The following is a 23,726-nucleotide window of genomic DNA, read 5'->3' as shown; positions in this document are numbered from 1 at the left end:
GTGGGGAAGCGGGCCGGGGCGGCCTGACTAAACCGCCACTAACCCGTGCTTAACCCGTCCGGGGTTAGGGGCGGGTGATGCGCACCGAGCCGATCGTCAGAGCCGAACGGAACGCGTTCCTGCGAACGCAGATCGACGCCGTTTACGGGCTCAACCTGCCGCTGATCGTGATGGACACGCTCGGCTGCGTGCTGATCGCGAGCTTCTGCTGGAGCCCGGCGGCGGCCCCTGCGCTCGGCCTGTGGCTGGCGATCAACGCGGTGGCGATGCTGCTGCGCGCTGGCGCGGCGATCGCCTATCGTACCGGGCGCCTGCCCGCGGTCAGCACTTGGGGCTGGGCCGCGGTGTTGGTCGTCGGCGCCGCCTTCGACGGGATCATGTGGGGGCTGGCGATCGTCTGGGTGGTCGCGACCGGCAGCGACAATCAGGTGATGGTCGTGATGTGCGTCGCGCTGAGTGCGCTGACACTGAGCATCGCCAATATCGCTTACTGGCCGGTTTATGCGGCGTTTGCCGCGCCCGTATCGCTTTCGGCGGCGGTCGGTTTCGCGATGTCGGATCGCTATGGCAGCGTCCTGCTGTCGATCGGTGCGCTCGCGATGACCGCCGCCCTGCTGATGGTCAGCCACCGGCTGGCGCGTAGCGTGCTGCGGGCGCAGCGGCTGGCGGTGGATAACCAGCAACTCGTCGATTCGCTCGCGCGCCGCAGCCACGAACTCGAAGAAGCGTGCCGTATCCTCGAAACGGTCAGCCGCACCGATCCGCTCACCGGGCTCGCCAACCGCCGGTCGGGCGATGCCTGTCTCGCGCGCGAATGGGCGCGTGCGCAGCGTTACGGTGGGCCGCTTGGTGTCGTGGCGATCGATGTCGATCGCTTCAAACGCTATAACGATACCCACGGTCATGCCGAGGGGGACCGGTGCCTTCAGGCGGTGGCAGCGATCATCGCCAAGGGCGCGCGCGGCCCGACCGATCTCGCGGTACGGCCGGGTGGGGAGGAGTTCCTGCTGATTCTCCCCGGCGCGACGCTCGATGATCTGCGGCCGCTCGCCGAACGCCTGCGTCGGCGGGTCGCGCGTGAAACCGCGGCGTCGGGGCTGATGTTGCGTGCTGGCGTGACGATCAGTCTCGGCCTTGCCTCGTTCGAGCCTGCCGCGGGGCTGTCGGCCGACGATCTGGTACGTGCCGCCGATGCGGCCCTGTACCGTGCCAAGATGGGCGGACGAAACCGCTACGAATGCGCGCCGGCAAGGGGAGTGAACGCCGCCGCGGCGGCCTGATTTGGATAGTTGCGAGCGATTCTCAGCGGCTACGGCCTTGCCCCTTCGGGGCCATCGGCCTAAAGCCCCGCAACACCCTCCGCCCCTATGAGAATGCCCCTTGGTCGACCTGTCTCTATATCTGCCGATCCTGCTGTTTCTCGGCGTTGCGATCGTGCTGTCGAGCGCGTTCGTCTTCCTGCCGATGGCGGTCGGCCGCCTGACGGGGGCGCATAAGCCCTATCCCGAGAAGCTCACCGAATATGAGTGCGGCTTTCCCGCGTTCGAGGATTCGCGCAGCCAGTTCGACGTGCGCTTCTATCTGGTCGCGATCCTGTTCATCATCTTCGATCTCGAGGCGGCGTTTCTCTACCCTTGGGCAGTCTCGGTGTTCGATCTCGGCTGGGTGGCGTGGATCTCGATGATGGTGTTCATCGGCGAGCTGGCGCTCGGCCTCGTTTACGCATGGAAGAAGGGAGCACTCGATTGGGAGTGATGCCGCATTCTGGCCCCGTCGAGCTGGATCGCAATTCCGGCTCGTCCGCGGTTGTGCCGCCCGATCAGGCGTTTTTCAACGATCTGAACGGCGAGTTGACCGACAAGGGCTTTCTCGTCACGTCGACTGAGGATCTGTTCCAGTGGGCCCGCACGGGCTCGCTGTGGTGGATGACGTTCGGGCTCGCGTGCTGCGCGGTCGAGATGATCCACGTCAACATGCCGCGCTACGATCTCGAGCGTTTCGGCGCCGCGCCGCGCGCGAGCCCGCGCCAGTCCGACGTGATGATCGTCGCGGGCACGCTCTGCAACAAGATGGCTCCCGCGCTGCGCCGCGTCTACGATCAGATGTCGGAGCCCAAATACGTCATCTCGATGGGTAGCTGTGCCAATGGCGGCGGCTATTATCATTACAGCTATTCGGTGGTGCGCGGCTGCGACCGGATCGTGCCGGTCGACATCTACGTTCCCGGCTGTCCGCCGACCGCCGAGGCGTTGCTTTACGGCATCATGCAGCTCCAGCGGAAAATTCGCCGCTCGGGCACGATCGAGCGATAATCCACGATGTTGGCACCTGCTCCCCGAACGCTTTCTAACGAGGGCGTGATCGACGCGGCCACGGCCGTGCTTGGCGATATGATCGTCGAGACGCTGGATGCGGTCGGCGAGATCTCGCTGACGGTCGCCCGCCCGCGGCTGGTCGAGGCGATGATCGCGCTGCGCGACACGCCGGGCCTCGAATATCAGCAGCTCATGGAAGTGGCGGGGGTCGATTATCCCGACCGCGAGGAGCGTTTCGAGGTCTGCTATCACCTGTTGTCGCTGACGCAGAACCGGCGTTTGCGGGTCCGGGTCAACACGGACGACGTGAGGCCGGTACCGTCGGTCACGGGGGTATGGCCGGTGGCCGGCTGGCTCGAGCGCGAGGTGTACGACATGTACGGCGTGCTGTTCGAGGGCAATACCGACCTGCGGCGCATCCTCACCGATTACGGCTTTCGCGGCCATCCGCAGCGCAAGGATTTCCCGCTCTCGGGTTATGTCGAGCTGCGCTATTCGGAGGATGCCAAGCGCGTCGTCTATGAGCCGGTCAAGCTTGCGCAGGATTTCCGCACCTTCGACTTCATGAGTCCGTGGGAGGGGGCCGATTATATTCTTCCCGGCGATGAAAAGGCGGCGGTTCCCGAAGCGAAGCCCGCGCCCGCGCCGGTGGCGGCCGACAAGCCTGAAAAGGCTGAGACCAAGCCCGCGGCGAAGCGTGCGCCCAAAAAGGCGGGCGTGAAGAAGGCGCCCGGCAAGGGGCAGAACCAATGAGCGATTACGTCCAGGAACTGCTTGGCGAGACCGATGCGATCGACCCTACCACCGGGGACGTCGCGATCCAGAATTACACGATCAACTTCGGTCCGCAGCACCCGGCCGCGCACGGCGTGTTGCGGCTGGTGATGGAATTGGACGGCGAGATCATCGATCGGGTCGATCCGCACGTCGGGCTGCTCCATCGCGGCACCGAAAAGCTGATCGAGTACAAGACCTATACGCAGGCGCTGCCGTATCTCGACCGGCTCGATTATTGCTCGCCCTTGGCCATGGAGCACAGCTTCGTGCTCGCGGTCGAGAAACTGCTCGATCTCGAAGTGCCGCTGCGCGCGCAATATCTGCGTGTGCTGTTCGCCGAATTGACGCGCATCTCGAACCATCTGCTCAATCTGGGCGCGCATGTGATGGACGTCGGCGCGATGACGCCGAACCTGTGGCTGTTCGAGATTCGCGAAGACTGCATGAACTTCTTCGAGCGCGTGTCGGGCGCGCGGATGCACTCCAACTATTTCCGCGTTGGCGGGGTGCATCAGGATGCGCCCTTGAAGCTGCTCGCGGACATCGGCGACTGGCTCGACACACGCCTGCCGCGCCTGTTCGAGGATGCGATCAGCCTCGTTGCCGACAACCGCATCTTCAAGCAGCGCAACGTCGATATCGCGATCGTGAGCCGTGACGACGCGATCGCCTGGGGCTTTTCGGGGCCGATGATCCGCGCGGCGGGCATTCCGTGGGATCTGCGCAAATCGCAGCCTTACGATGTCTACGACCGGATGGAATTCGATGTGCCGGTGGGCACGCGCGGCGATTGCTACGATCGCTTCATGGTCCGCGTCGAGGAGGTCCGCCAGTCGGCGCGGATCATCAAGCAATGCCTGCGCGAGATGCCCGAAGGGCCGGTGATGACGCTCGATCGCAAGGTCGGGCCGCCGAAGCGCGCCGAGATGAAGCGTTCGATGGAAGCGCTGATCCATCACTTCAAGCTGTTCACCGAGGGCTATCACGTCCCCGCGGGCGAGGTCTATGTCGCGACCGAGAGCCCCAAGGGCGAATTCGGCGTCTATCTGGTCGCCGACGGCACCAACAAGCCCTATCGTTGCAAGCTGCGCCCGACGGCGTTCAGCCATTTGCAGGCGATGGATTTCATGTCGAAGGGCCACATGCTCGCCGACATGACCGCGATTCTCTCCGCAATCGACGTCGTGTTCGGGGAGTGTGACCGGTGATGGTGTCTGAGCGCTTCCTGGTGGTTTGGAATTCGTAATGGCTGAAACCCCGCAACTCCCACCCGAAGACGAGGTCCGCGCACGCTGGGGCGCGTTCGCCTGGACGCCAGAAAACGCGGCCAAAGCGAAGGAAATCATCGCCCGCTATCCACCGGGGCGTGCGCAATCGGCGTCGCTGCCGCTGCTCGATCTCGCGCAGCGCCAGGTCGGCGCCGAGACCAAGACCCAAGGCTGGCTGCCCGTGCCGGTGATCGAGTTCGTCGCGCGCGAAATCGGCGTCGCCTATATGCGCGTGTTCGAGGTCGTGACCTTCTACACGATGTTCAATCTCGTCCCGGTCGGCCGATATCACGTTCAGGTGTGCGGGACGACGCCGTGCATGTTGCGCGGCTCGGACGATGTGCTCGCGGCGTGCCGCAACCACGGATTGTCCAAGGGCAAGACCACGCCCGACGGGCTGTTCACGCTGAGCGAGGTCGAATGCCTCGGCGCGTGCACCAACGGCCCGATGGTCCAGATCAACGACGATAATTTCGAGGATCTCGATTACGACAGCATGACCGCCGTGCTCGATGCGCTGGCGCAGGGCGAGGCGCCCAGGCCCGGCCCGCAGAACGGCCGCCAGACGAGCTGCCCCGAGGGCGGCCCGACCACGCTCAAGGAGATGGTCGGCGACAATCACGATTACAGGAGCGAATGGGCATGAACCTGCTCATTGCCCTCGCCGCGGCGGTGATCGCCGTGCTCGTGCTGATCGCGGTGCTCAAGATCACGTTCGGGCTGATCGTACTTGCGCTCGGCATCGGGGTCGCGGTGGTCGCCTATTTCGGCGCGGAAAAGTTGATCGGGAAGGGGCGCTAAGATGCTCGCCGACAAGGATCGGATCTTCACCAACCTCTACGGCTTCCAGTCGTGGCACGTCGATGCCGCGATCAAGCGTGGCGATTGGGATGGTACCAAGGCCCTGATGGCCATCGGGCAGGACGCGATCATCGACGCGATCAAGGCGTCGGGGCTGCGCGGCCGCGGCGGTGCGGGCTTCCCGACCGGCATGAAGTGGAGCTTCATGCCCAAGGAGCCGCGCCCGGACCGGCCCAATTTTCTCGTCGTCAACGCCGACGAATCCGAGCCCGGTTCCTGCAAGGATCGCGAGATCATCCGCCACGATCCGCACAAGCTGATCGAAGGCGCGCTGATCGCGGGCTACGCGATGCGCGCGCGCGCCGCCTATATCTACATTCGCGGCGAGTTCATCCGCGAGGCCGAGAACCTGTTCGCCGCCGTGGCCGAGGCTTATGCCAAGGGCTTTCTCGGCAAGAACGCTTGCGGGTCGGGCTATGATTTCGACGTCTTCGTCCATCGTGGCGCGGGCGCCTATATCTGCGGCGAAGAAACCGCGATGCTCGAAAGCCTCGAAGGCAAGAAGGGCCAGCCGCGCCTCAAGCCGCCGTTCCCGGCAGGTGCAGGGCTTTATGGTTGCCCGACGACGGTCAACAACGTCGAATCGATCGCAGTCGTGCCGACGATTCTCAGGCGCGGCGCGGATTGGTTTGCCTCGATCGGGCGTGAGAACAACAAGGGCACCAAGCTGTTCCAGCTTTCGGGCCATGTGAACACGCCGTGCGTGGTCGAAGAAGCGATGGGCATCTCGTTCCGCGAACTGATCGACAAGCACGGCGGTGGGATTCGCGGCGGCTGGGACAATCTGCTCGCGGTCATCCCCGGCGGGTCGTCGGTGCCGCTGGTGCCCGCCGCAGAGATCATCGACGCGCCGATGGATTTCGACGGGCTGAAGGCGCTGGGCTCGGGGCTCGGCACGGCAGCCGTCATCGTCATGGACAAGTCGACCGACATCGTCCGCGCGATCAGCCGCATCAGCTATTTCTACCGTCACGAAAGCTGCGGCCAGTGCACCCCGTGCCGCGAGGGCACCGGCTGGATGTGGCGCGTGATGGAGCGGCTGCGTTCGGGCGATGCCGAGGTGGGTGAAATCGACACGCTCTATCAGGTCACCAAGCAGGTCGAAGGCCATACCATCTGCGCGCTGGGCGACGCGGCGGCATGGCCGATCCAGGGCCTGATCCGCCACTTCCGCCCCGAACTCGAACGCCGCATCGCCGAGCACGGCCGCGATGAGGCAACGCCGTTGCAGGAGGCGGCAGAGTAATGCCCAAGGTTAAAGTTGATGGCATCGAGATCGAGGTGCCGCAGGGGGCGACCGTGCTGCAGGCGTGTGAGCTTGCCGGCAAGGAAATCCCGCGTTTCTGCTATCATGAGCGGCTGTCGATCGCGGGCAATTGCCGGATGTGCCTCGTCGAGGTGAAGCCGGGGCCGCCCAAGCCGCAGGCGAGTTGCGCGCTGCCGGCAGCGGACAATCAGGAAATCTTCACCTCGACGCCGATGGTCAAGGCCGCGCGCGAAGGCGTGATGGAATTCCTGCTGATCAACCATCCGCTCGATTGCCCGATCTGCGATCAGGGCGGCGAGTGCGATCTTCAGGATCAGGCGATGGCCTATGGTCGTGGCCAGTCGCGCTTCGAGGAGAACAAGCGCGCGGTCACCGAAAAATATATGGGGCCGATCATCAAGACGGTGATGACGCGCTGCATCCAGTGCACGCGCTGCATCCGTTTTGCCGAAGAGGTCGCCGGAATCGAGGATATCGGCGCGATCGGTCGCGGCGAGGACATGCAGATCACGACCTATCTCGAGCGCGCCTACAAGAGCGAGCTTTCGGGCAATGTGATCGATCTGTGCCCGGTCGGCGCGCTGACCTCGCGGCCCTATGCGTTCGAAGCGCGGCCGTGGGAATTGAAGAAGACGCTCGCCATCGACGTGATGGATGCGGTCGGCACCAACATCCGGCTCGACAGCCGCGGGCGGCAGGTGCTGCGCGCGCTGCCGCGGGTCAACGATGACGTCAACGAGGAATGGGCGAGCGACAAGACGCGCCACGCGGTCGACGGGCTCGTTCGCCGCCGGCTCGACAAGCCCTATATCCGCAAGAACGGCACGCTGGTCGCTGCGAGTTGGGACGAGGCCTTCGCCGCCATCGCGGCCGTAAAGCCCGGCGCGAGCGTGGCGGCGATCGCGGGCGATCTGGTCGATTGCGAAACCATGTTCGCCGCCAAGGCGCTGGTCAACGCGTTGGGCGGGCATCTGCTCGAAGGGCGGCAGACCGGCATGGCGTACGACACGTCGAGCATGGCGGCGGTCAATTTCAACACCACGATCGCGGGCACCGAAGAGGCCGACGTGATCCTGCTGGTGGGTACCAATCTGCGCTGGGAAGCGCCGCTGGTGAACACGCGTGTGCGCAAGGCGATCAAGCGCGGCGCCAAGGTGTTCGCGATCGGCCCCGAAACCGATCTCACCTACAAGGTCGAGTGGCTGGGCGACGATCTGGCCCTGCTCGGCAAGCTGCCCAAGGCGGCGAAGGACGCATTCAAGGACGCCGAGCGGCCGATGGTGATCGTCGGCGGCGGTGCGCTCAAGGGCGGCCACGGCGCCGCGCTCAAGCTCGCCAAGACGCTCGACCTCGTTCGCGATGGCTGGAACGGCTTCAACGTCGTCCATATGGCGGCGGCGCGGATGGGCGGGCTGATGCTCGGCTATGCGCAGCCCGGCGGGATTGCCGATGTGGTCGCGGCCGAGCCCAGGCTGGTGTTCTTCCTCGGTGCCGACGATGTGGATTTCGGCAAATTTGCCAAGAGCTTCAAGGTCTTCATCGGCCATCACGGCGACAAGGGCGCGCATCATGCCGATGTCGTGCTGCCGGGCGCGAGCTATGCCGAGAAGGCGGGCACCTGGGTCAATCTCGAAGGCCGCGTCCAGCGCGGCGAGCGCGCGGTGTTCCCGCCGGGCGATGCCCGCGACGACTGGACGATCCTGCGCGCGCTGTCGGAAGTGCTGGGCCATACCCTGCCGTTTGACACGTTCGAGCAACTCCGCGCCAATATGGCCGAAGCCGTGCCCGCGCTGGCGAGCGAGGGCCTCAAGACCTTCGCGTGGAACCCGCCCAAGCTCGACGACAAGGGCGAGGGCCGGATGGAGGGCTATCCGATCAAGGATTTCTATCTGACCAACGCGATCTGCCGTGCCAGCCCGACGATGCAACGCTGCTCGGCTGAACTGCTGCACGATCAGGACTTTGCGGAGGCCGCGGAATGACCGCGTGGTTCCAGACCTGGGGCATGCCCTACGATTGGGCGTGGTTCGTCGCCACGATCATCGGCATCCTCGCGATCGCGCTGCCGCTGATGCTGGCGGTGGCGATGATCATCTATGCCGATCGCAAGATCTGGGCGGCGATGGCGCTGCGCCGGGGCCCCAATGTCGTCGGGCCGCTCGGGCTGCTGCAAAGCTTCGCCGACGGGCTCAAGGTGTTCCTGCAGGAAACGATCATCCCGTCGGCGGCGAACCGCGGGCTGTTCCTGCTCGCGCCGATCATCACCTTCACGGTCGCGCTGATCGTCTGGGCGGTGATCCCGTTCCAGGCGGGCATGGTGCTGTCCGATATCAACGTCGGGCTGCTCTATATCCTCGCGGCGTCGTCGCTCGGCGTCTACGGCGTGATCATCGCGGGCTGGGCGTCGAACTCCAAATATCCGTTCTTCTCGGCGCTGCGCGCGGCCGCGCAGATGGTGAGCTACGAAGTCTCGATCGGGTTCATCCTGATCGCGGTGGTGCTGTGGGCGGGGACGTTCAACCTTTCGGGCATCGTCGAGGCGCAGAAGGGGCTGTACGGCTTCATCAACGGCTTCGCGTTCAACCCGCTGCTGTTCCCGATGGCGGTGATCTTCTTCATCTCGTCGATGGCCGAAACGTCACGCACCCCGTTCGACCTCACCGAGGCCGAATCGGAGCTCGTTGCGGGCTATCAGACCGAATATTCGTCGATGAGTTTCGCGCTCTACTGGCTCGGCGAATATGCCAACGTGCTGCTGATGTGCACGCTCAACGCGGTGCTGTTCTGGGGCGGCTATCTGCCGCCGTTCGATTGGGCCCCGCTTTATTGGGTGCCCGGCATCCTCTGGCTGTTCGCCAAGATCTTCTTCTTCTTCTTCGTCTTTTCGTGGGTGAAGGCCACGGTGCCGCGCTATCGGTACGACCAGCTCATGCGGCTGGGCTGGAAGGTTTTCCTGCCCGTGTCACTGTTCTGGATCTTCCTGGTTTCCGGGTTCCTGATGTTGACCCGCGTTGGAGTTGCGTCATGAGCGTCGCGCAGATCGTCAAAGCTTTCACCTTGTGGGAATTTATCGGCGCGCATTGGCTGACGCTGAAATATTTCTTCAAGCCCAAGGCGACGATCAACTATCCGTTCGAGAAGAACCCGATCAGCCCGCGCTTTCGCGGCGAGCACGCGCTGCGCCGCTATCCCAATGGCGAGGAGCGCTGCATCGCGTGCAAATTGTGCGAGGCGGTCTGCCCCGCGCAGGCGATCACGATCGAGGCCGAACCGCGCGACGACGGCAGCAGGCGCACGACGCGCTACGATATCGACATGACCAAGTGCATCTATTGCGGCTTGTGTCAGGAAGCGTGCCCGGTCGACGCGATCGTCGAGGGGCCGAACTTTGAATTCGCCACCGAAACCCGCGAGGAGCTGATCTACGATAAGGCAAAGCTGCTCGATAATGGCGATCGGTGGGAACGCGCGATCGCCGCGAACCTTGCCGCCGATGCGCCCTACCGTTAAGCGCCAACCGACTTTCAAGGGCCTTGTGATTCAGTGATTCAAGCAATCGCCTTCTATCTGTTCGCGTTCGTCGTGATTGCGGCGGCCGCGATGACCATTTCGGCACGCAATCCGGTGCATTCGGTGCTGTGGCTGATCCTCGCGTTTTTCAACGCGGCGGGGCTGATGGTGCTGTTGGGTGCAGAATTTATCGCGATGCTGCTCGTCATCGTTTACGTGGGCGCGGTCGCGGTGCTGTTCCTGTTCGTGGTGATGATGCTCGACATCGATTTCGCCGAATTCCGCGCCGGCTTCGTCCGCTATCTGCCCGTTGGGCTGGCGGTAGCGGCGCTGCTCGTGGTCGAACTCGTGTTCTACGGCGTCGCGGTATGGAAAACCGACAGTCTGCAACTCGCGCGGCGGATTGCGCCCACGCCCGATCACCTGCCCAACGTTCAGGCGGTCGGCGAGCTGCTCTACACGCGCTATCTGTTCGTGTTCGAGGGCGCGGGGCTGGTCCTGCTGGTCGCGATGATCGGGGCGATCGTGCTCACCCAGCGCCAGCGCGCGGGCACGCGGCCGCAGAATATCGCGCGCCAGAACGCCCGCCGTCCGCACGAAGCGACCCGTAACGTCCAACCGCCCGTCGGGCAGGGGGTGGAGCTGTGATCGGCCTCACGCACTATCTCGTCGTTGCCGCCATCCTATTCACGATGGGCGTGCTCGGCATCTTCCTCAACCGGAAGAATATCATCGTCATCCTGATGGCGATCGAACTGATCCTGCTCGCGGTGAACATCAACCTCGTCGCCTTCAGCTCGTATCTCGGCGATATGGTGGGGCAGGTGTTCGCGATGTTCGTGCTGACGGTCGCTGCCGGTGAGGCGGCGGTCGGGCTCGCGATCCTGGTGATCTATTTCCGTGGCCGCGGCACGATTGCGGTCGACGACGTCAATCGGATGAAGGGATGATGGTGATCAAGTCCGTCATCCCAGCGCAAGCTGGGATCGCTCATGCTGTGTTCGCGCTTCAGCCGCTTGAAGCCCCGGTGCTGACCGGGGTGTCGCGTGGGGGTGTGGCCGCGTGAGCTCGATCCATCTCATTGTTTTCCTGCCGCTGCTGGCAGCGGTCGTCGCCGGGCTCGGCAATCGCCTGATCGGCGATGTCGCCGCCAAGGCCGTGACCACGGGCGCGCTGTTCATCGCCTGCGTGCTCTCGTGGCCGATCCTGTTTTCGTACATGGCGGGCACCGCGAGCGCGACCGTCGTGCCGGTGTCCGAGTGGATCAATTCGGGCGCGATGCAGATCAGCTGGGCGCTGCGCGTCGATGCGCTGACGGCGGTGATGCTCGTTGTGGTCACCAGCGTGTCGGCGCTCGTCCACCTCTATAGCTGGGGCTATATGGCCGAAGACCCGGATCAGCCGCGGTTCTTCGCCTATCTCTCGCTGTTCACCTTCGCGATGCTGATGCTGGTGACGTCGAACAATCTGGTCCAGATGTTCTTCGGCTGGGAAGGTGTGGGGCTGGCGAGCTATCTGCTGATCGGCTTCTGGTTCAAGAAGCCGAGCGCCAATGCCGCCGCGATCAAGGCGTTCGTCGTCAACCGCGTCGGTGACATGGGTTTCATGCTCGGCATCTTTGGCACCTTCCTGGTGTTCGGCACGATCTCGATCCCCGAGATTCTCGCTGCCGCCCCCGGCATGGCGGGCTCGACGATCGGCTTCCTGTGGTTCCGTGCCGATACGATGACGGTGCTGTGCCTGCTGCTGTTTGTCGGCGCGATGGGTAAGTCTGCGCAGCTTGGCCTCCACACCTGGTTGCCCGACGCGATGGAAGGGCCGACCCCGGTGTCGGCGCTGATCCATGCCGCGACGATGGTGACCGCGGGCGTGTTCATGGTCTGCCGCCTGTCGCCGATGTTCGAGGCGAGCCCGGTTGCGCTGGGCGTCGTCACCTTCGTCGGTGCCGCGACCTGCCTGTTCGCGGCGACGATCGGCTGCGTCCAGAACGACATCAAGCGCGTGATCGCTTATTCGACCTGTAGCCAGCTCGGTTACATGTTTTTTGCCGCGGGCGTGGGCGCGTTCGGTGGGGCGATGTTCCACCTGTTCACGCACGCTTTCTTCAAGGCACTGTTGTTCCTGTGCGCCGGCTCGGTGATCGTGGCGATGCACCACGAGCAGGACATGCGCTTCTACGGCGGCCTCAGGAAACGCATCCCGGTAACGTTCTGGGCGATGGTGGCGGGGACGCTCGCGATCACCGGTGTCGGCATCCCCGGCGTGGGCGGGCTCGAGGCGATCGGCTTCGCGGGCTTCCATTCGAAGGATGCGGTGCTCGAGGCGAGCTTCGCATCGGGCTATGGCGGCCAGATCGCCTGGTGGGTCGGCACGCTCGCCGCCCTGCTCACGAGCTTCTATTCGTGGCGGTTGATCTTCCTGACCTTCTTCGGCACGCCACGCTGGGTTGGTTCGGAGCATATCCAGCACGCGATCCACGACACGCATCACGGCGATGCCCATCATGAAGCGGATGCGCATGGCACGGCGACGGGCACCGGCGGCTACCAGCCGCACGAAAGCCCGCTGTCGATCCTGATTCCACTCATCCTGTTGTCGGTCGGTGCGGTAGGGGCCGGGTTCTTCTTCCAGCAATATTTCATCGCCGCTGATGCGGGCGAGACCTTCTGGAAGGGCGCGCTGTTCCATTCGGAGCATCTGATGCACGCGATGCACGAGGTGCCGGTCTGGGTGAAACTGGGGCCGACGATCGTGATGTTGATCGGGCTGTATGTCGCCTGGTACGCCTATATCCGTAAGACCGATATTCCGGCGCATACGGCCAAGGCGTTCGAGCCGGTCTACCGCTTCCTGCTCAACAAATGGTATGTCGACGAACTCTACGACCTGCTGTTCGTCCGTCCCGGCTTTGCGATCGGGCGGTTGTTCTGGAAGCGCGGCGACGAGGGGACGATCGATCGCTTCGGCCCCAACGGGCTGGCGGCGGTGATCGCCGGGGGCAGTCGCATCACGGGCCGGCTGCAAAGCGGTTATGTTTACACCTATGCGTTCGTCATGTTGATCGGGCTCACTGCTGCGGTCACCTGGGCGATCGCGGGCTGAGCGCGGGGCTATGCAAGGTTTTCCCATTCTTTCGGTCATGCTGGCGATCCCCGCGATCGCGGCGTTGGTCTGTCTGTTCCTTGATGCCAGGGGCGCGCGCTGGCTTGCGCTTGGGGCGACGCTGCTCGATCTCGCGATCGGCGCGGTGCTGTGGGCCAATTTCGATGTTGGCGGCGCGCAGTGGCAATTCCAGGAAAATCACGCGCTGTTCGGCGGTTTCGGCTGGATGCTCGGGATCGACGGCTTTGCATTGATGCTCATCATGCTGTCGGTGTTCCTGATGCCGATCTGCATCGGGGCGAGCTGGCGGGCGATCACCGAGCGCGTGCCCGAATATATGGCGGCCTTCCTCGCCACCGAAGTACTGATGATCGGCACCTTCGCCGCGCAGGATCTGTTCCTGTTCTACATCTTCTTCGAAGGCGGCCTCATCCCGATGTATCTCATCATCGGCGTGTGGGGCGGCGCGAACCGCGTCTATGCGGCGTATAAATTCTTCCTCTACACGCTGCTCGGATCGGTGCTGATGCTGATCGCGATGCTGTGGATGAGCAACGAGGCGGGCACCACCTACATCCCCGCGCTGATGGCCTATGATTTCCCGATGCCGGCGCAGACCTGGCTATGGCTCGCGTTCTTCGCGTCGTTCGCGGTCAAGATGCCGATGTGGCCGATCCACACCTGGCTGCCCGACGCGCACGTTCAGGCGCCGACCGCGGGGTCGGTGATCCTGGCGGGCGTGCTGCTCAAGCTCGGTGGCTATGGTTTCTTGCGTTTCTCGGTGCCGATGTTCCCACAGGCGTCGGCCGACCTGACCTGGTTGATCTTCAGCCTGTCGGCGGTGGCGGTGATCTACACCTCGCTGGTCGCGCTGGTGCAGCAGGACATGAAGAAGCTGATCGCTTATTCGAGCGTAGCGCATATGGCGATCGTCACGATCGGGCTATTCGCCTTCAACCAGCAGGGCATCGAAGGCGCGATGATCGTGATGCTCAGCCACGGGCTGGTGTCGGCGGCATTGTTCCTGTGCGTGGGCGTGATCTACGATCGGCTGCATACGCGTGAAATCAGCCGCTATGGCGGGCTGGCGAACAATATGCCGCGTTATGCGACCTTGTTCCTGCTGTTCACGATGGCTTCGATCGGGCTGCCGGGGACGAGCGGTTTCGTCGGCGAATTCCTGAGTCTCGCGGGCACCTATCAATTGTCGACCTGGGCGGCGGTGCTGTGCACCACCGGGATCATCCTTGGCGCGTGTTATATGCTCTATCTCTATCGCCGGGTCGTGTTCGGCGAGATCGTCCATGACGACGTCCGCACGATGCCCGATCTGTCGGCGCGCGAATTGTGGCTGCTGGCGCCGATGGCGGCGGTGGTGCTGTGGATGGGGGTCTATCCCGAGAGCTTCCTCGCCCCGATCCGTAACGATGCCGCGCTGCTTGTCGCGCGCGTCACGCCGGCGGCCCCGCCGAGCGATTCACAACCAACGCCGGGCGCCCCTGCCGCACCTGCCAGCCATGCGGAGGCACATTGATGAGCTACGCAGTCCAGCTCACGATCGTGCTGCCCGAGATCGTGTTGTCGCTTGGCGCGCTCGCGCTGCTGCTCGTCGCCGCGTGGGGCGGGCAGTCCGCCGCACGACCCGTCTCAGCGGCGGCGCTGCTGGTGCTGATCGGCGCCGGGATCGCGCTGACCGGCCCGTCCTCGAGCGGTGTCGAGGCGTTTGACGGCCTTTATCGCGGTGACGCGTTCGCCGCTTATGCCAAGGTGCTGATCTACGTCGCGGCGGGGATCGCGATCGCGATGGCGCCGCGTTTCTTCGAGCGCACCGGCGGCGACGATCTGCGCCCCGAATATCCGGTGCTGATCCTGCTGGCCGCGGTCGGCATGGGGATGATGGTGTCGGCGGGCGATCTGCTGAGCCTCTATGTCGGGCTCGAATTGCAGAATCTCGCGCATTATATCCTCGCGAGCTTCATGCGCCGCGACACGCGTTCGGCCGAAGCGGGGCTCAAATATTTCGTGCTGAGTTCGCTTGCGAGCGGCATCCTGCTCTACGGCATCTCGCTGATCTACGGCTTTGCCGGGACGACCGGGTTCGATGGCGTGGCGGATGCCTTTGCCACCGCCAATTCGCTCGGACTCACCTTCGGGCTGGTGTTCGTGCTCGTCGGGCTGGCGTTCAAGATCGCCGCGGTGCCGTTCCATATGTGGACGCCCGACGTCTATGAAGGCGCGCCGACCCCGGTGACCGCGTATTTCGCGAGTGCCCCCAAGGTCGCGGCGATGGCGCTGATCATGCGCGTCGCGGTCGAGGCGATGGGGCCGGTGACGCTCGAATGGCGCCAGATCGTGATCTTCGCGAGCCTTGCGTCGATCTTCCTGGGCTCGGTCGCCGCGATCGGGCAGACCAGTATCAAGCGGCTGCTCGCCTATTCATCGATTAATAATATCGGCTTCGCCCTAGTAGGCCTCGCCGCGGGTACGACCGAAGGCGTATCGTCGGTGCTGGTCTATATGACCGTCTATATCGTGATGACACTGGGCAGCTTCATGGTCGTCATCCGCATGCGCGATGCCGACGGCCGTCAAATCGAGACGATCGCGAGCCTGTCGGGCATGTCCAAGACGCGGCCGGGCCTGGCGCTCGCGTTCATGGCGTTCATGTTCTCGCTAGCTGGAATCCCGCCGCTGTTCGGTTTCTATCCCAAGCTGGCGGTGTTCAACGCGGCGGTGGCGGCGGGGCTGTTCCCGCTCGCGGTGCTCGCGGTGATCGGTTCGGTGATCGGCGCTTATTATTATATCAGGATCGTCAAGACGATGTATTTCGACGAGCCCGCGCCGGCGTTTGCGGTTGCCGGCAGCACGGTCGAGAACGGGCTGATTGCGGCGACCGCGCTTGCGATCTCGCCGGTGGCGTATCTCGCGATCCCCGCGCTCACGGGCTGGTCGATGGCCGCCGCGCAGGCGTTGTTCTGACGGCGACAATCCGCACGGTTGCCGAGACCGGATCGACCAATGCCGATCTGATCGCGCTCGCCCGCGATGGCGTGCCCGAAGGGTTGTGGTTGCGGGCCGAGCGGCAGACCGCCGGGCGCGGGCGACAGGGCAGGGCCTGGGCCTCACCGGTCGGCAATCTGTACGCCAGCACGATCGTTCGCTTGCGCCCGGCCGATCCCGCAGCGGCGACGCTGGCGCTGGTCGTGGCGGTAGCCGTGGAAGAGGCGGTATCGCTTTTCCTCCCGGCGCAGGAACCCGCGGGGCTGGCACTCAAATGGCCCAACGATCTGCTGTTCGACGGGGCCAAGCTGGCCGGCATCCTGCTCGAACGCGCCGGGGATGCGGTGGTGATCGGGGTGGGTATCAATCTGGCCGATCATCCGCACGATCTTGTGCGGCCCGCGACCAGCCTTGCTGCGCACGCCCCGGCGCCCGACGCGGCGCTGGTCCTCGAAGCGCTTGCCGACATCTTTGCACGCTGGCTGGCCCGGTGGCGCGGTGAAGGCATCGCGCCGGTGCGCGACCGCTGGATGATCCGCGCGCATCCGCCGGGAACGGCGCTCACCGCGCGGTTGCCCGATGGGTCGTCGGTGGACGGGCTGTTCGACCGGCTCGATGCCGATGGCGCACTCATCCTGCGCTTGGCGGATGGCACCGCGCGTGTCATTCACGCTGGCGACGTTTTCCTGATCTGAGGGATCGCTGATGCTGCTCGCGGTCGATGCCGGTAATACCAATGTCGTCTTCGCGCTGATCCGCCCCGGATCGAGGTCGGGAGAGGAAGGTGCGGTGGTTGCGCGCTGGCGGATCGCGACCGATCCGCGTCGCACCGCTGATGAATATGCGGTGTGGCTCAGCCAGTTGCTCCAGCTCGAAGGTTTTCAGCGCAGCGACGTGACCGCGGCGATCATCGCCACCGTGGTGCCTAAGGCGCAGCACAATCTGACCGTTCTCGCGCAGAAATATTTTGGTTGCGAGCCGCTGATCGCCGGGGAAGCGCCCGCCGATTGGGGAATCGCGCTCGATGTCGAGGAGCCGCAATCGGTGGGGGCGGATCGCGTGCTCGATGCGATCGCGGCGCATGCGCGCCATCCCGGCGATCTGATCGTGATCGATTTCGGTACCGCGACCACCTTCGACGTGATCGATTATTCGGGCGCGTACAAGGGCGGGATCATCGCGCCGGGGATCAACCTGTCACTCGACGCGCTGGTGACGGCAGCGGCCAGATTGCCGCGGATCGCGATCGAGGCCCCGCCGACCGATAGCGTGATCGGGCGCGATACGGTGACGCAGATGAACATCGGCATCTATTGGGGCTATATCGCGATGATCGAGGGGCTCGTTGCACGGCTCAAGGCCGAGGTAGGGCGCCCGGTGAAGGTCGTCTCGACCGGGGGGCTGGCGGTGTTGTTCGAGCAACACACGCGCGTATTCGATGCGATCGAACCCGATCTGACGATCCAGGGACTGGCGATCTTGTGGGAACGCGCCCATATGGCGTGATCCGTCACCCCGGTTCTGCACCGGGGTCTCCTGTGATTGTTGCAGTGCCGATCGTGGCACGAGATTCCGGCCCACGCCGGGATGACGAAGTTAGGAAATATCTTGATTCCAGGTAAAGAGCTTCTGTTTCTTGCCCTCGGTGGCTCGGGCGAGATCGGTATGAACGTCAATTGCTACGGCAGCCGCGGCCAGTGGCTGATGGTCGATTGCGGCATCACCTTCGCCGATCCCGATTATCCCGGCATCGACGTGATCCTCCCCGATCTCGGTTTTATCGAGAACCAGATCGATGGGTTGCAGGGCATCGTCGTCACGCACGGGCATGAAGACCATATCGGGGCGCTGCCCTATCTCGCGCTCGATCTCGGCGTGCCGATCTATGCGTCGCCGTTCGCCGCCGGGCTGATCCGCGGCAAGCTCGAGGAAGAGGGGATCGACCGCGACGTTACCTTGCGCGTCATCGAACCCGGTGAGCAATTCACGCTCGGTGTGTTTAAATGCACCTTCGTGCCCGTTTCGCATTCGATCCCCGAAGGCAATGCGGTGTTGATCGAGACGCCTTATGGCCGCGTGTTCCACACCGGCGACTGGAAGCTCGATGATGCGCCCGTGCTGGGCAAGCCCTCGACCGCCGAGGAACTGAGCGCGATCGGCGACAAGGGCGTGCTCGCGTTGGTGTGCGATTCGACCAACGTGTTCAATCCCGAGGCATCGGGATCGGAAAGCGCGCTTCGCGACGGGCTGCGCGAATGCGTGGCAAGCGCGCCGGGGCGCGTGCTGGTGACGACCTTCGCATCGAACGCCGCGCGGCTCCAGACGCTGGGCGAGGTCGCGCGGGCGAGCAATCGGACGCTGTGCGTCGCCGGCCGCTCGCTCGATCGTATCCTCAAGGTCGCGCGCCAGACCGGCTATCTGCGCGATTTCCCCGAAACCGTTGATTTCGACACCGCGATGCGGCTGCCGCGCAAGCAGGTGATGATCGTCGCGACCGGCGGACAGGGCGAGCCGCGCGCCGCGCTGGCACGCGTGGCCGATGGCTCGCACCAGATCCAGCTCGAGGCCGGCGATCGCGTGGTCTTCTCGTCCAAGCAGATTCCGGGCAACGAGGTGGCGATCGGGCGGATCATGAACCGGCTCGCCGCGCGCGGGATCGAGATGATCACCGAACGTCAGGCGCACATTCACGTTTCGGGTCATCCCGGCCGGCCTGAACTGGCCGCGATGTACGGCTGGATCAGGCCCGATCTGCTGATGCCCGTCCATGGCGAAATGCGTCATCTGATGGAACAGGCGCGCTTCGGCCTGTCGCAAGGCATTCCGCGCGCGTTGGTTCAGACCAATGGTGACATTATACGTCTTGCGCCGGGCGAGCCCCAAAAGGTCGGCCATGCGGCCATAGGTCGCCTTGTGCTCGACGGTGATGTGATCCTGCCTGCCGATGGCGGCGCGATCAACGAACGCCGCAAGCTGGCGATCAACGGCCATGTCTCGGTTGCGGTCGCGATCGCGCGCGATGGGCGAATGATCGGAGTGCCCGACATTCGCCTCCAGGGCGTGCCCGTGGAGGAGGAGCGCGACCGGTTCCTCGTCGAAGCCGTCGGTGCAGCCCGCGAGGCGGTTGCCGAGGGCGGCCGCGATCGCGAGCATCTTCGCGAAAAGGTTCGCCTCGCGGTTCGCCGTGCCGCGACGCGCTGGACGGGCAAGAAGCCGATTGTCGATGTCATGATTATCGAGGGGTGATGCGATGCGCTGGACGTCGTTTCTCGCGATCTATTTCCTGATCTGGACCTTGAGCGCCTTTCTGGTGCTGCCGTTCGAGGAACGCCAGGGCACCGCCCGCGCGGAGGATCGGGTGCCGGGGCAGGCGGATAGCGCGCCGGTGCGGTTCCGCGCGGGGCGGGTGGCATTGCGCGTCACGATCGTCGCGACGATCCTGTTTGCTCTGTTCGTGCTCAATTACGAATATGATTGGGTGACCGCCCGGTCGCTCGACTTTTTCGGGGGGATGGACCCGGTCCAGCCCTCGGCGCCGCGCTGAAGGTTCATGTCCGCAACCGCTCGATCGCCTGCGCCAGCGCGACGTAAAGCTTGCCCATATCCGACGACAGCAGGGTTACGCCCAGCGGCGATCCCTCGCGTTCGTTCAGGATCGCGCGCAGCATCGATTCGAAATCGTGGATGTAGCGGTTGACCTGCTCGCGGAAGTCGGGATCGGCATCGTAGACCGACATGATCTCGCGTGCCTCGGTAGTGTCGAGCAGGCGCACCGCCCGCCGGGTGAACACGCCGCGATCGCCCTTCAGATACGCCGCCCAGGCGCTGTCGGACACTTCGTTCGAGAAGGTCTTGGCGATGTCGATCGAATTCGAGTTCATCGCCTCGATCAGCAGCGCGGCGCGGCGTGCGAAACTGTTCTGTTCGGCATCCTCGCGTTCGGCGCGGGCATTCTCGACCTGTGCGTTGATCGTTACGGTGGCGGCGGCGAGCGCCTCCATCTGCTCGGCGAGCCGGTCGGAGGCGCGGCCCGCCGCGGCGACCGCATCGTCAGCGGCACTGGAGAGCGCCTTGACCTGACGCGTGACCGAGGCGTCGGTGGCGCGCTTCATCGCTTCGGCGCTCGCGGTTTCGAGCGATTGCGCCGCTTCGGGGATCACCGTCGCCAGCGTTTCGCGTGCACGCTCGGCCGCCGCGCTCGCGGTGTCGCGCACGCGGATCAGCGCCTCGACCAGCTTGGGGGCTGATTCCTCGGCAAAGCTGTTGGTCCGCCCGATCGTCTCGTCGAACATCTTGCCGAGCGTATCGGCCTTGGTCCGGCCCGCATCGAGCGTTTCGAGCAATTTGGTCGAGAGCTGGTCGAGCGTGGTGCGCTGGCCCTGGACGACCTGCGCGATCGCCTCGATCGCGTCGTGCGTGCTTTCGGCGGCGGTGACGAGCGCGAGCAGTTCGGGCTTGGCGCCCGAGACCACGCCCCGGCTTTCGCCGATCCGTGCGTCGAGCCGCGCGAGTGCTTCGGGCAGCGTCTCGTCGATTTCGCGTGCCGAGGCGTCGAGCGCGGTGAGCAGATCTTCGGCGGTGCCGATCACGCGCCGTGCGGTGTCTTCTCCGGCTTGCAGCGAGACCGTCATGGCGTCGGCCGAACTGCTGAGTGCGCTGATCGATCCGGCGAGCTCCTGATTGCGCGCCAGCCCTTCGGTATGGAGCGTGGCAAGCCGGGTCTCGACATGGCCGATCCCCTCGTCGAGACCGCCGAGCAAGGCCTCGCTCGTCGCCTGCTGTTCGCCCAGCCGGGTGGCGAGCCGGTCGATCATCGTCTCGATCCCTGCGATGCGCGACGACAGCGCCTCGACGCTGTCACGGGTCGCGCGATCGAGCGCCGCCTGGTTGGTTTCGAGCATCGCGAGCATCGCTTCGCCCTGCGTCGCGATTCCCTTGCGCGCTTCGTCGACCGCGCCGGCGGTGCGGACGAGCAGCCCGTCGACTGCGTTCGACATTTCGCCGGTGACGCTTTCGAGCCGCGCGCCTGCGGTCTCGCTGGTCGCTTCCATGCGCGCGATGTGCGCGGCGAGCTTCTGTGCCGCGCCGCCCGCGACATTATCCGCCTCGCGCCCACGATCGGCGAGCGCGGCAAGCTGCGCATCGAGCGCGGCGGCCTGTTCGCTCGCGGCGAGCCCGAGCCCTTCGATCGTAGCCTTCATCTCGCGCGTTTCGTCATGCGCGCGCGGCAGCGACGCGAACAGCACTTCGAGGCTCTGTTGTGCCGCGCCGGTCGAGGCTTCGAGTTGACGGCTGTGCAGGCTGACGCTGGCCACTTCCTGCTCGATATCGCCGCGCAAGGTGCCGAGCCGGGTCGCGACGCGGTCGCCCATCGCCATCAGCGTATCGATCTGTTCGGCAAGCCGTTCGCGATTGTCCTCGATCTGACGCGCCATGATCGCGATCGTGCGCTCAAGACTCGCAGCCTCGGCACGCATGGCTTGCGCGGTGTGGCCGAACCGTCGGGCCTCGGCCCGGCTGGTGCGCATCCCCAGCAACCACAGGATGCCGATCAGCGCGGGCGGAACGCACAAGGCGGCGAGAAACTGGACCAGTTCGATCGGCGCTGGCGGCGCTGCAAAGATGCCGCGCGCGAGCCACAGCATCCCGCCAAGCCACGCAAGCACGGCGATGATCGCCACGCCTGCCCATAACGGCGCGGGCCCCGATAGGGGCGTGTCGTCGTCCTCGCTCAGATAGGCGGGATCGCCGTCGAGCACGGGCTCGATAACGCTCGCCTCGTCACCTTCAATGGTGTCGATGGTGGTCAATTCTGCCTCCGCATCATCTCGATGCAGGCCAACGATCTGCGTGCCCCCGGTCATGGCCTGTTGTTTACCACGAAACGAGCCGCGTCAAAGCCAATCGGGAAACCTTGCCTTAAACAAGTCACGGTAGAGCGCAGATGATGGCCTATGATCCCGGAGCAATCGATGCGGCGCTTGCGGCGGCGGTGGGGGACGAGCCCGCGCTGATCGCCGAATTGCGCGAAGCCTTTCTCGATAGCGTCAAGCGCGAGCTTGCCGCGCTCGAATCGGCGGCCGATCCCGAAAGCTGGCGCATCGCGGCGTGGCGGCTGAAGGGTCTTGCGGCGAGTTTCGGGGCGGTACGTCTCATGGCGCTCGCCGATGAAGGCGTGACGACGGCGCTGCGCGATCCGGCGTATCTGCGTCGCGTTCGGCAAGCGGTGGCGCGGCTGTAATTGTGCGGTGGGGGAAGCCACGCTTCCTTTGCCAATCGCGCGCCGAGCCCGTAACAGCATCGACCATGCTAGCTGGGCTTATCTTTGCGACCGATGATGCCGATGATCGGCCCGATAGGCTTGCCGCGACGCTGCCGTTCGGCGGCGGGACGCTGCTCGAATATCAGGCGCGGCTGCTGGTCGCGGCCGGGGCCGCGCAACTCCTCGTTGCGGTCGCGCGGCTGACCCCTGAATTGATCGGTGCGGTCAACCGGATCGGTGGACGCGTTCCGGTCGATATCATCCGCTCGGCGAGCGAGGCGACCGAGAAGGTCCATCCGCTCGCGCGGATCATCGTCGTTGCCGACGGGCTGGTGAGCACCGGCGCGATCGTCGACATGCTGGTGGGTGAGGGCGACGATGCGTTGCTCGTCGTCAGCCAGAGCGATGCACTCCCCCAATTCGAGCGCGTCGATGCCGATACCGCCTGGGCCGGGCTCGCGCGGATCGAGGCACGGCGACTCGCCGATGTTGCGCGCTTCCCCAGCGATTACGATTTCCAGTCGACCTTGCTGCGTGTGCTGGCGCAGGGCCGCACGCTTCGGATCGCGCTGCCGGGGTCGGCGGCGCGCGAAGGCCATGGCATCCAGCGGGATTCACGCGCGCTTGCCGATCGCAGCCGCGCGGTGCTCTCCTCGATCGTTACCGCGCGGCCGGCTTGGTTCGACCGGGTCGTGCTGGCGCCGCTCGCGCGCTGGACGCTGCCGCGGCTGGTCGCGAAAACCGTACCCAGCATCGCGCTGGCGGGCGCGGGGGCGGTGGTCGCGCTCGCCGGGCTCGCGGCGCTGGTTTTCGACCTGCCGATGACGGGGCTCGCGCTGGCCGAGGGCGGGATCATCGCGATGGCGCTCGCCGCTGTGCTCGGGTCGTTGCGTGGCGAGGATCGGCTTGCCGCCGCACAAGGCAGGATCATCGGCGGCGTCGTCGCGCTGTCGGCGCTGCTGCTCGGGCGGATGGCGAGCCTTGAAGCGATGACCGCGACGGGGTGGACGCTGGCGATCGGGCTGGTCGCGGTGGCGGCACTGCTCGAACGCGCCGCGCGGGTACGGCGCAGTATCTGGTGGGCGAGTCCGGCGGTCTATCCGCTGATCCTGCTCGGCTTCACCGCCGCCGGTCATGCGCTGATCGGGCTCACGGTCGCGGGCGTCTATGCGCTGGCATCGCTGGCCGCCGCCGTGGAGCGGCTGACAGCGGATTGATAGTGCCGCTGCCGGCATAATTCCGTTAAATTTTGGTTATGTCGGTCGTTCCTGATCTTGGCCGGGAATCACCTCCTTTTGCCCGTTCGCTGCTGCGACGCGCGCAAAACGGGGGTGTACGCACCCATCGTCGCCTCGCGACCGTCG

At 65.0% G+C, this 23,726-nt stretch carries 23 protein-coding genes; 22 read left to right on the top strand and 1 reads right to left on the bottom strand.

Going from position 1 to position 23,726, the window contains the following annotated elements:
- The first annotated feature begins 77 nt into the window (after positions 1 to 77).
- From NFE57_RS04275 to NFE57_RS04180, 20 genes are all read left to right on the top strand, one after another.
- The gene (locus NFE57_RS04275; RefSeq protein WP_252134335.1) at positions 78 to 1,280 is read left to right on the top strand and encodes a GGDEF domain-containing protein; all 1,203 of its coding nucleotides are present in this window, start codon (positions 78 to 80) and stop codon (positions 1,278 to 1,280) included.
- A 100-nt stretch (positions 1,281 to 1,380) separates the two neighbouring features.
- A complete protein-coding gene (gene ndhC, locus NFE57_RS04270) occupies positions 1,381 to 1,755 on the top strand; it encodes an NADH-quinone oxidoreductase subunit A (protein WP_252134334.1) in 375 nt (124 codons plus the stop codon).
- A complete protein-coding gene (locus tag NFE57_RS04265) occupies positions 1,755 to 2,312 on the top strand; it encodes a NuoB/complex I 20 kDa subunit family protein (protein WP_252134333.1) in 558 nt (185 codons plus the stop codon). Before ndhC ends, NFE57_RS04265 begins: the two co-directional genes overlap by 1 nt.
- A 6-nt stretch (positions 2,313 to 2,318) precedes the next feature.
- On the top strand, positions 2,319 to 3,068 hold the full coding sequence (locus NFE57_RS04260; protein WP_252134332.1) for an NADH-quinone oxidoreductase subunit C: 750 nt from the start codon (positions 2,319 to 2,321) through the stop codon (positions 3,066 to 3,068).
- Positions 3,065 to 4,300, top strand: coding sequence for an NADH-quinone oxidoreductase subunit D (locus NFE57_RS04255; RefSeq protein ID WP_252134331.1), 1,236 nt, complete (start codon positions 3,065 to 3,067; stop codon positions 4,298 to 4,300). Before NFE57_RS04260 ends, NFE57_RS04255 begins: the two co-directional genes overlap by 4 nt.
- Before the next feature lie 37 nt (positions 4,301 to 4,337).
- Positions 4,338 to 5,006 (top strand): complex I 24 kDa subunit family protein, encoded by a 669-nt coding sequence (locus NFE57_RS04250; protein ID WP_252134330.1) that lies wholly within the window; start codon positions 4,338 to 4,340, stop codon positions 5,004 to 5,006.
- Entirely contained in the window at positions 5,003 to 5,161 is a 159-nt protein-coding gene (locus NFE57_RS04245) for a hypothetical protein (RefSeq protein WP_252134329.1), read from the top strand. Before NFE57_RS04250 ends, NFE57_RS04245 begins: the two co-directional genes overlap by 4 nt.
- A gap of 1 nt (position 5,162) precedes the next feature.
- Positions 5,163 to 6,467, top strand: a complete 1,305-nt coding sequence (nuoF, locus tag NFE57_RS04240; RefSeq protein ID WP_252134328.1) for an NADH-quinone oxidoreductase subunit NuoF — start codon at positions 5,163 to 5,165, stop codon at positions 6,465 to 6,467.
- Complete coding sequence (gene nuoG / locus NFE57_RS04235) at positions 6,467 to 8,470, top strand: NADH-quinone oxidoreductase subunit NuoG (RefSeq protein ID WP_252134327.1); 2,004 nt, start codon at positions 6,467 to 6,469, stop codon at positions 8,468 to 8,470. The genes nuoF and nuoG overlap by 1 nt, the downstream gene beginning before the upstream one ends.
- Positions 8,467 to 9,516 carry an NADH-quinone oxidoreductase subunit NuoH gene (gene nuoH, locus NFE57_RS04230; protein WP_252134326.1) on the top strand — a complete coding sequence of 350 codons (1,050 nt, stop codon included), beginning with the start codon at positions 8,467 to 8,469 and terminating at the stop codon, positions 9,514 to 9,516. Before nuoG ends, nuoH begins: the two co-directional genes overlap by 4 nt.
- Positions 9,513 to 9,998: an NADH-quinone oxidoreductase subunit NuoI gene (nuoI, locus tag NFE57_RS04225; protein WP_252134325.1), complete on the top strand. Its 486-nt coding sequence runs from the start codon at positions 9,513 to 9,515 to the stop codon at positions 9,996 to 9,998. Before nuoH ends, nuoI begins: the two co-directional genes overlap by 4 nt.
- Before the next feature lie 33 nt (positions 9,999 to 10,031).
- Positions 10,032 to 10,646, top strand: a complete 615-nt coding sequence (locus tag NFE57_RS04220) for an NADH-quinone oxidoreductase subunit J (protein WP_252134324.1) — start codon at positions 10,032 to 10,034, stop codon at positions 10,644 to 10,646.
- A complete protein-coding gene (gene nuoK / locus NFE57_RS04215; RefSeq protein WP_252134323.1) occupies positions 10,643 to 10,948 on the top strand; it encodes an NADH-quinone oxidoreductase subunit NuoK in 306 nt (101 codons plus the stop codon). Before NFE57_RS04220 ends, nuoK begins: the two co-directional genes overlap by 4 nt.
- Positions 10,949 to 11,060: 112 nt before the next feature.
- Complete coding sequence (gene nuoL, locus NFE57_RS04210) at positions 11,061 to 13,100, top strand: NADH-quinone oxidoreductase subunit L (protein WP_252134322.1); 2,040 nt, start codon at positions 11,061 to 11,063, stop codon at positions 13,098 to 13,100.
- 10 nt (positions 13,101 to 13,110) lie between these two features.
- Entirely contained in the window at positions 13,111 to 14,634 is a 1,524-nt protein-coding gene (locus NFE57_RS04205) for an NADH-quinone oxidoreductase subunit M (RefSeq protein ID WP_252134321.1), read from the top strand.
- Positions 14,634 to 16,079 (top strand): NADH-quinone oxidoreductase subunit NuoN, encoded by a 1,446-nt coding sequence (gene nuoN / locus NFE57_RS04200; RefSeq protein WP_252134320.1) that lies wholly within the window; start codon positions 14,634 to 14,636, stop codon positions 16,077 to 16,079. The genes NFE57_RS04205 and nuoN overlap by 1 nt, the downstream gene beginning before the upstream one ends.
- Before the next feature lie 8 nt (positions 16,080 to 16,087).
- A complete protein-coding gene (locus NFE57_RS04195) occupies positions 16,088 to 16,795 on the top strand; it encodes a biotin--[acetyl-CoA-carboxylase] ligase (protein WP_353653865.1) in 708 nt (235 codons plus the stop codon).
- Positions 16,796 to 16,805: 10 nt separating this feature from the next.
- On the top strand, positions 16,806 to 17,606 hold the full coding sequence (locus NFE57_RS04190) for a type III pantothenate kinase (RefSeq protein WP_252134319.1): 801 nt from the start codon (positions 16,806 to 16,808) through the stop codon (positions 17,604 to 17,606).
- Between the two features lie 102 nt (positions 17,607 to 17,708).
- A complete protein-coding gene (locus NFE57_RS04185) occupies positions 17,709 to 19,346 on the top strand; it encodes a ribonuclease J (protein ID WP_252134318.1) in 1,638 nt (545 codons plus the stop codon).
- Positions 19,347 to 19,350: 4 nt separating this feature from the next.
- Positions 19,351 to 19,644: a DUF1467 family protein gene (locus tag NFE57_RS04180; RefSeq protein WP_252134317.1), complete on the top strand. Its 294-nt coding sequence runs from the start codon at positions 19,351 to 19,353 to the stop codon at positions 19,642 to 19,644.
- A gap of 4 nt (positions 19,645 to 19,648) precedes the next feature.
- Here the strand turns inward: NFE57_RS04180 and NFE57_RS04175 are convergent, their stop codons facing one another.
- Positions 19,649 to 21,964, bottom strand: a complete 2,316-nt coding sequence (locus NFE57_RS04175; protein WP_417438424.1) for a coiled-coil domain-containing protein — start codon at positions 21,962 to 21,964, stop codon at positions 19,649 to 19,651.
- Between the two features lie 83 nt (positions 21,965 to 22,047).
- Between NFE57_RS04175 and NFE57_RS04170 the strand changes: the two genes are divergently transcribed.
- Both NFE57_RS04170 and NFE57_RS04165 read left to right on the top strand, forming a co-directional pair.
- On the top strand, positions 22,048 to 22,341 hold the full coding sequence (locus NFE57_RS04170; protein WP_252134544.1) for an Hpt domain-containing protein: 294 nt from the start codon (positions 22,048 to 22,050) through the stop codon (positions 22,339 to 22,341).
- Between the two features lie 65 nt (positions 22,342 to 22,406).
- Complete coding sequence (locus tag NFE57_RS04165; protein WP_252134315.1) at positions 22,407 to 23,579, top strand: hypothetical protein; 1,173 nt, start codon at positions 22,407 to 22,409, stop codon at positions 23,577 to 23,579.
- Positions 23,580 to 23,726 lie beyond the last annotated feature (147 nt).

The organism is Hephaestia sp. MAHUQ-44 (genome assembly GCF_023806085.1).
GTDB lineage: Bacteria > Pseudomonadota > Alphaproteobacteria > Sphingomonadales > Sphingomonadaceae > Sphingomonas.
Note: the sequence above shows the minus strand (reverse complement) of the source record. Positions and strands in the feature narration are given on the sequence as shown.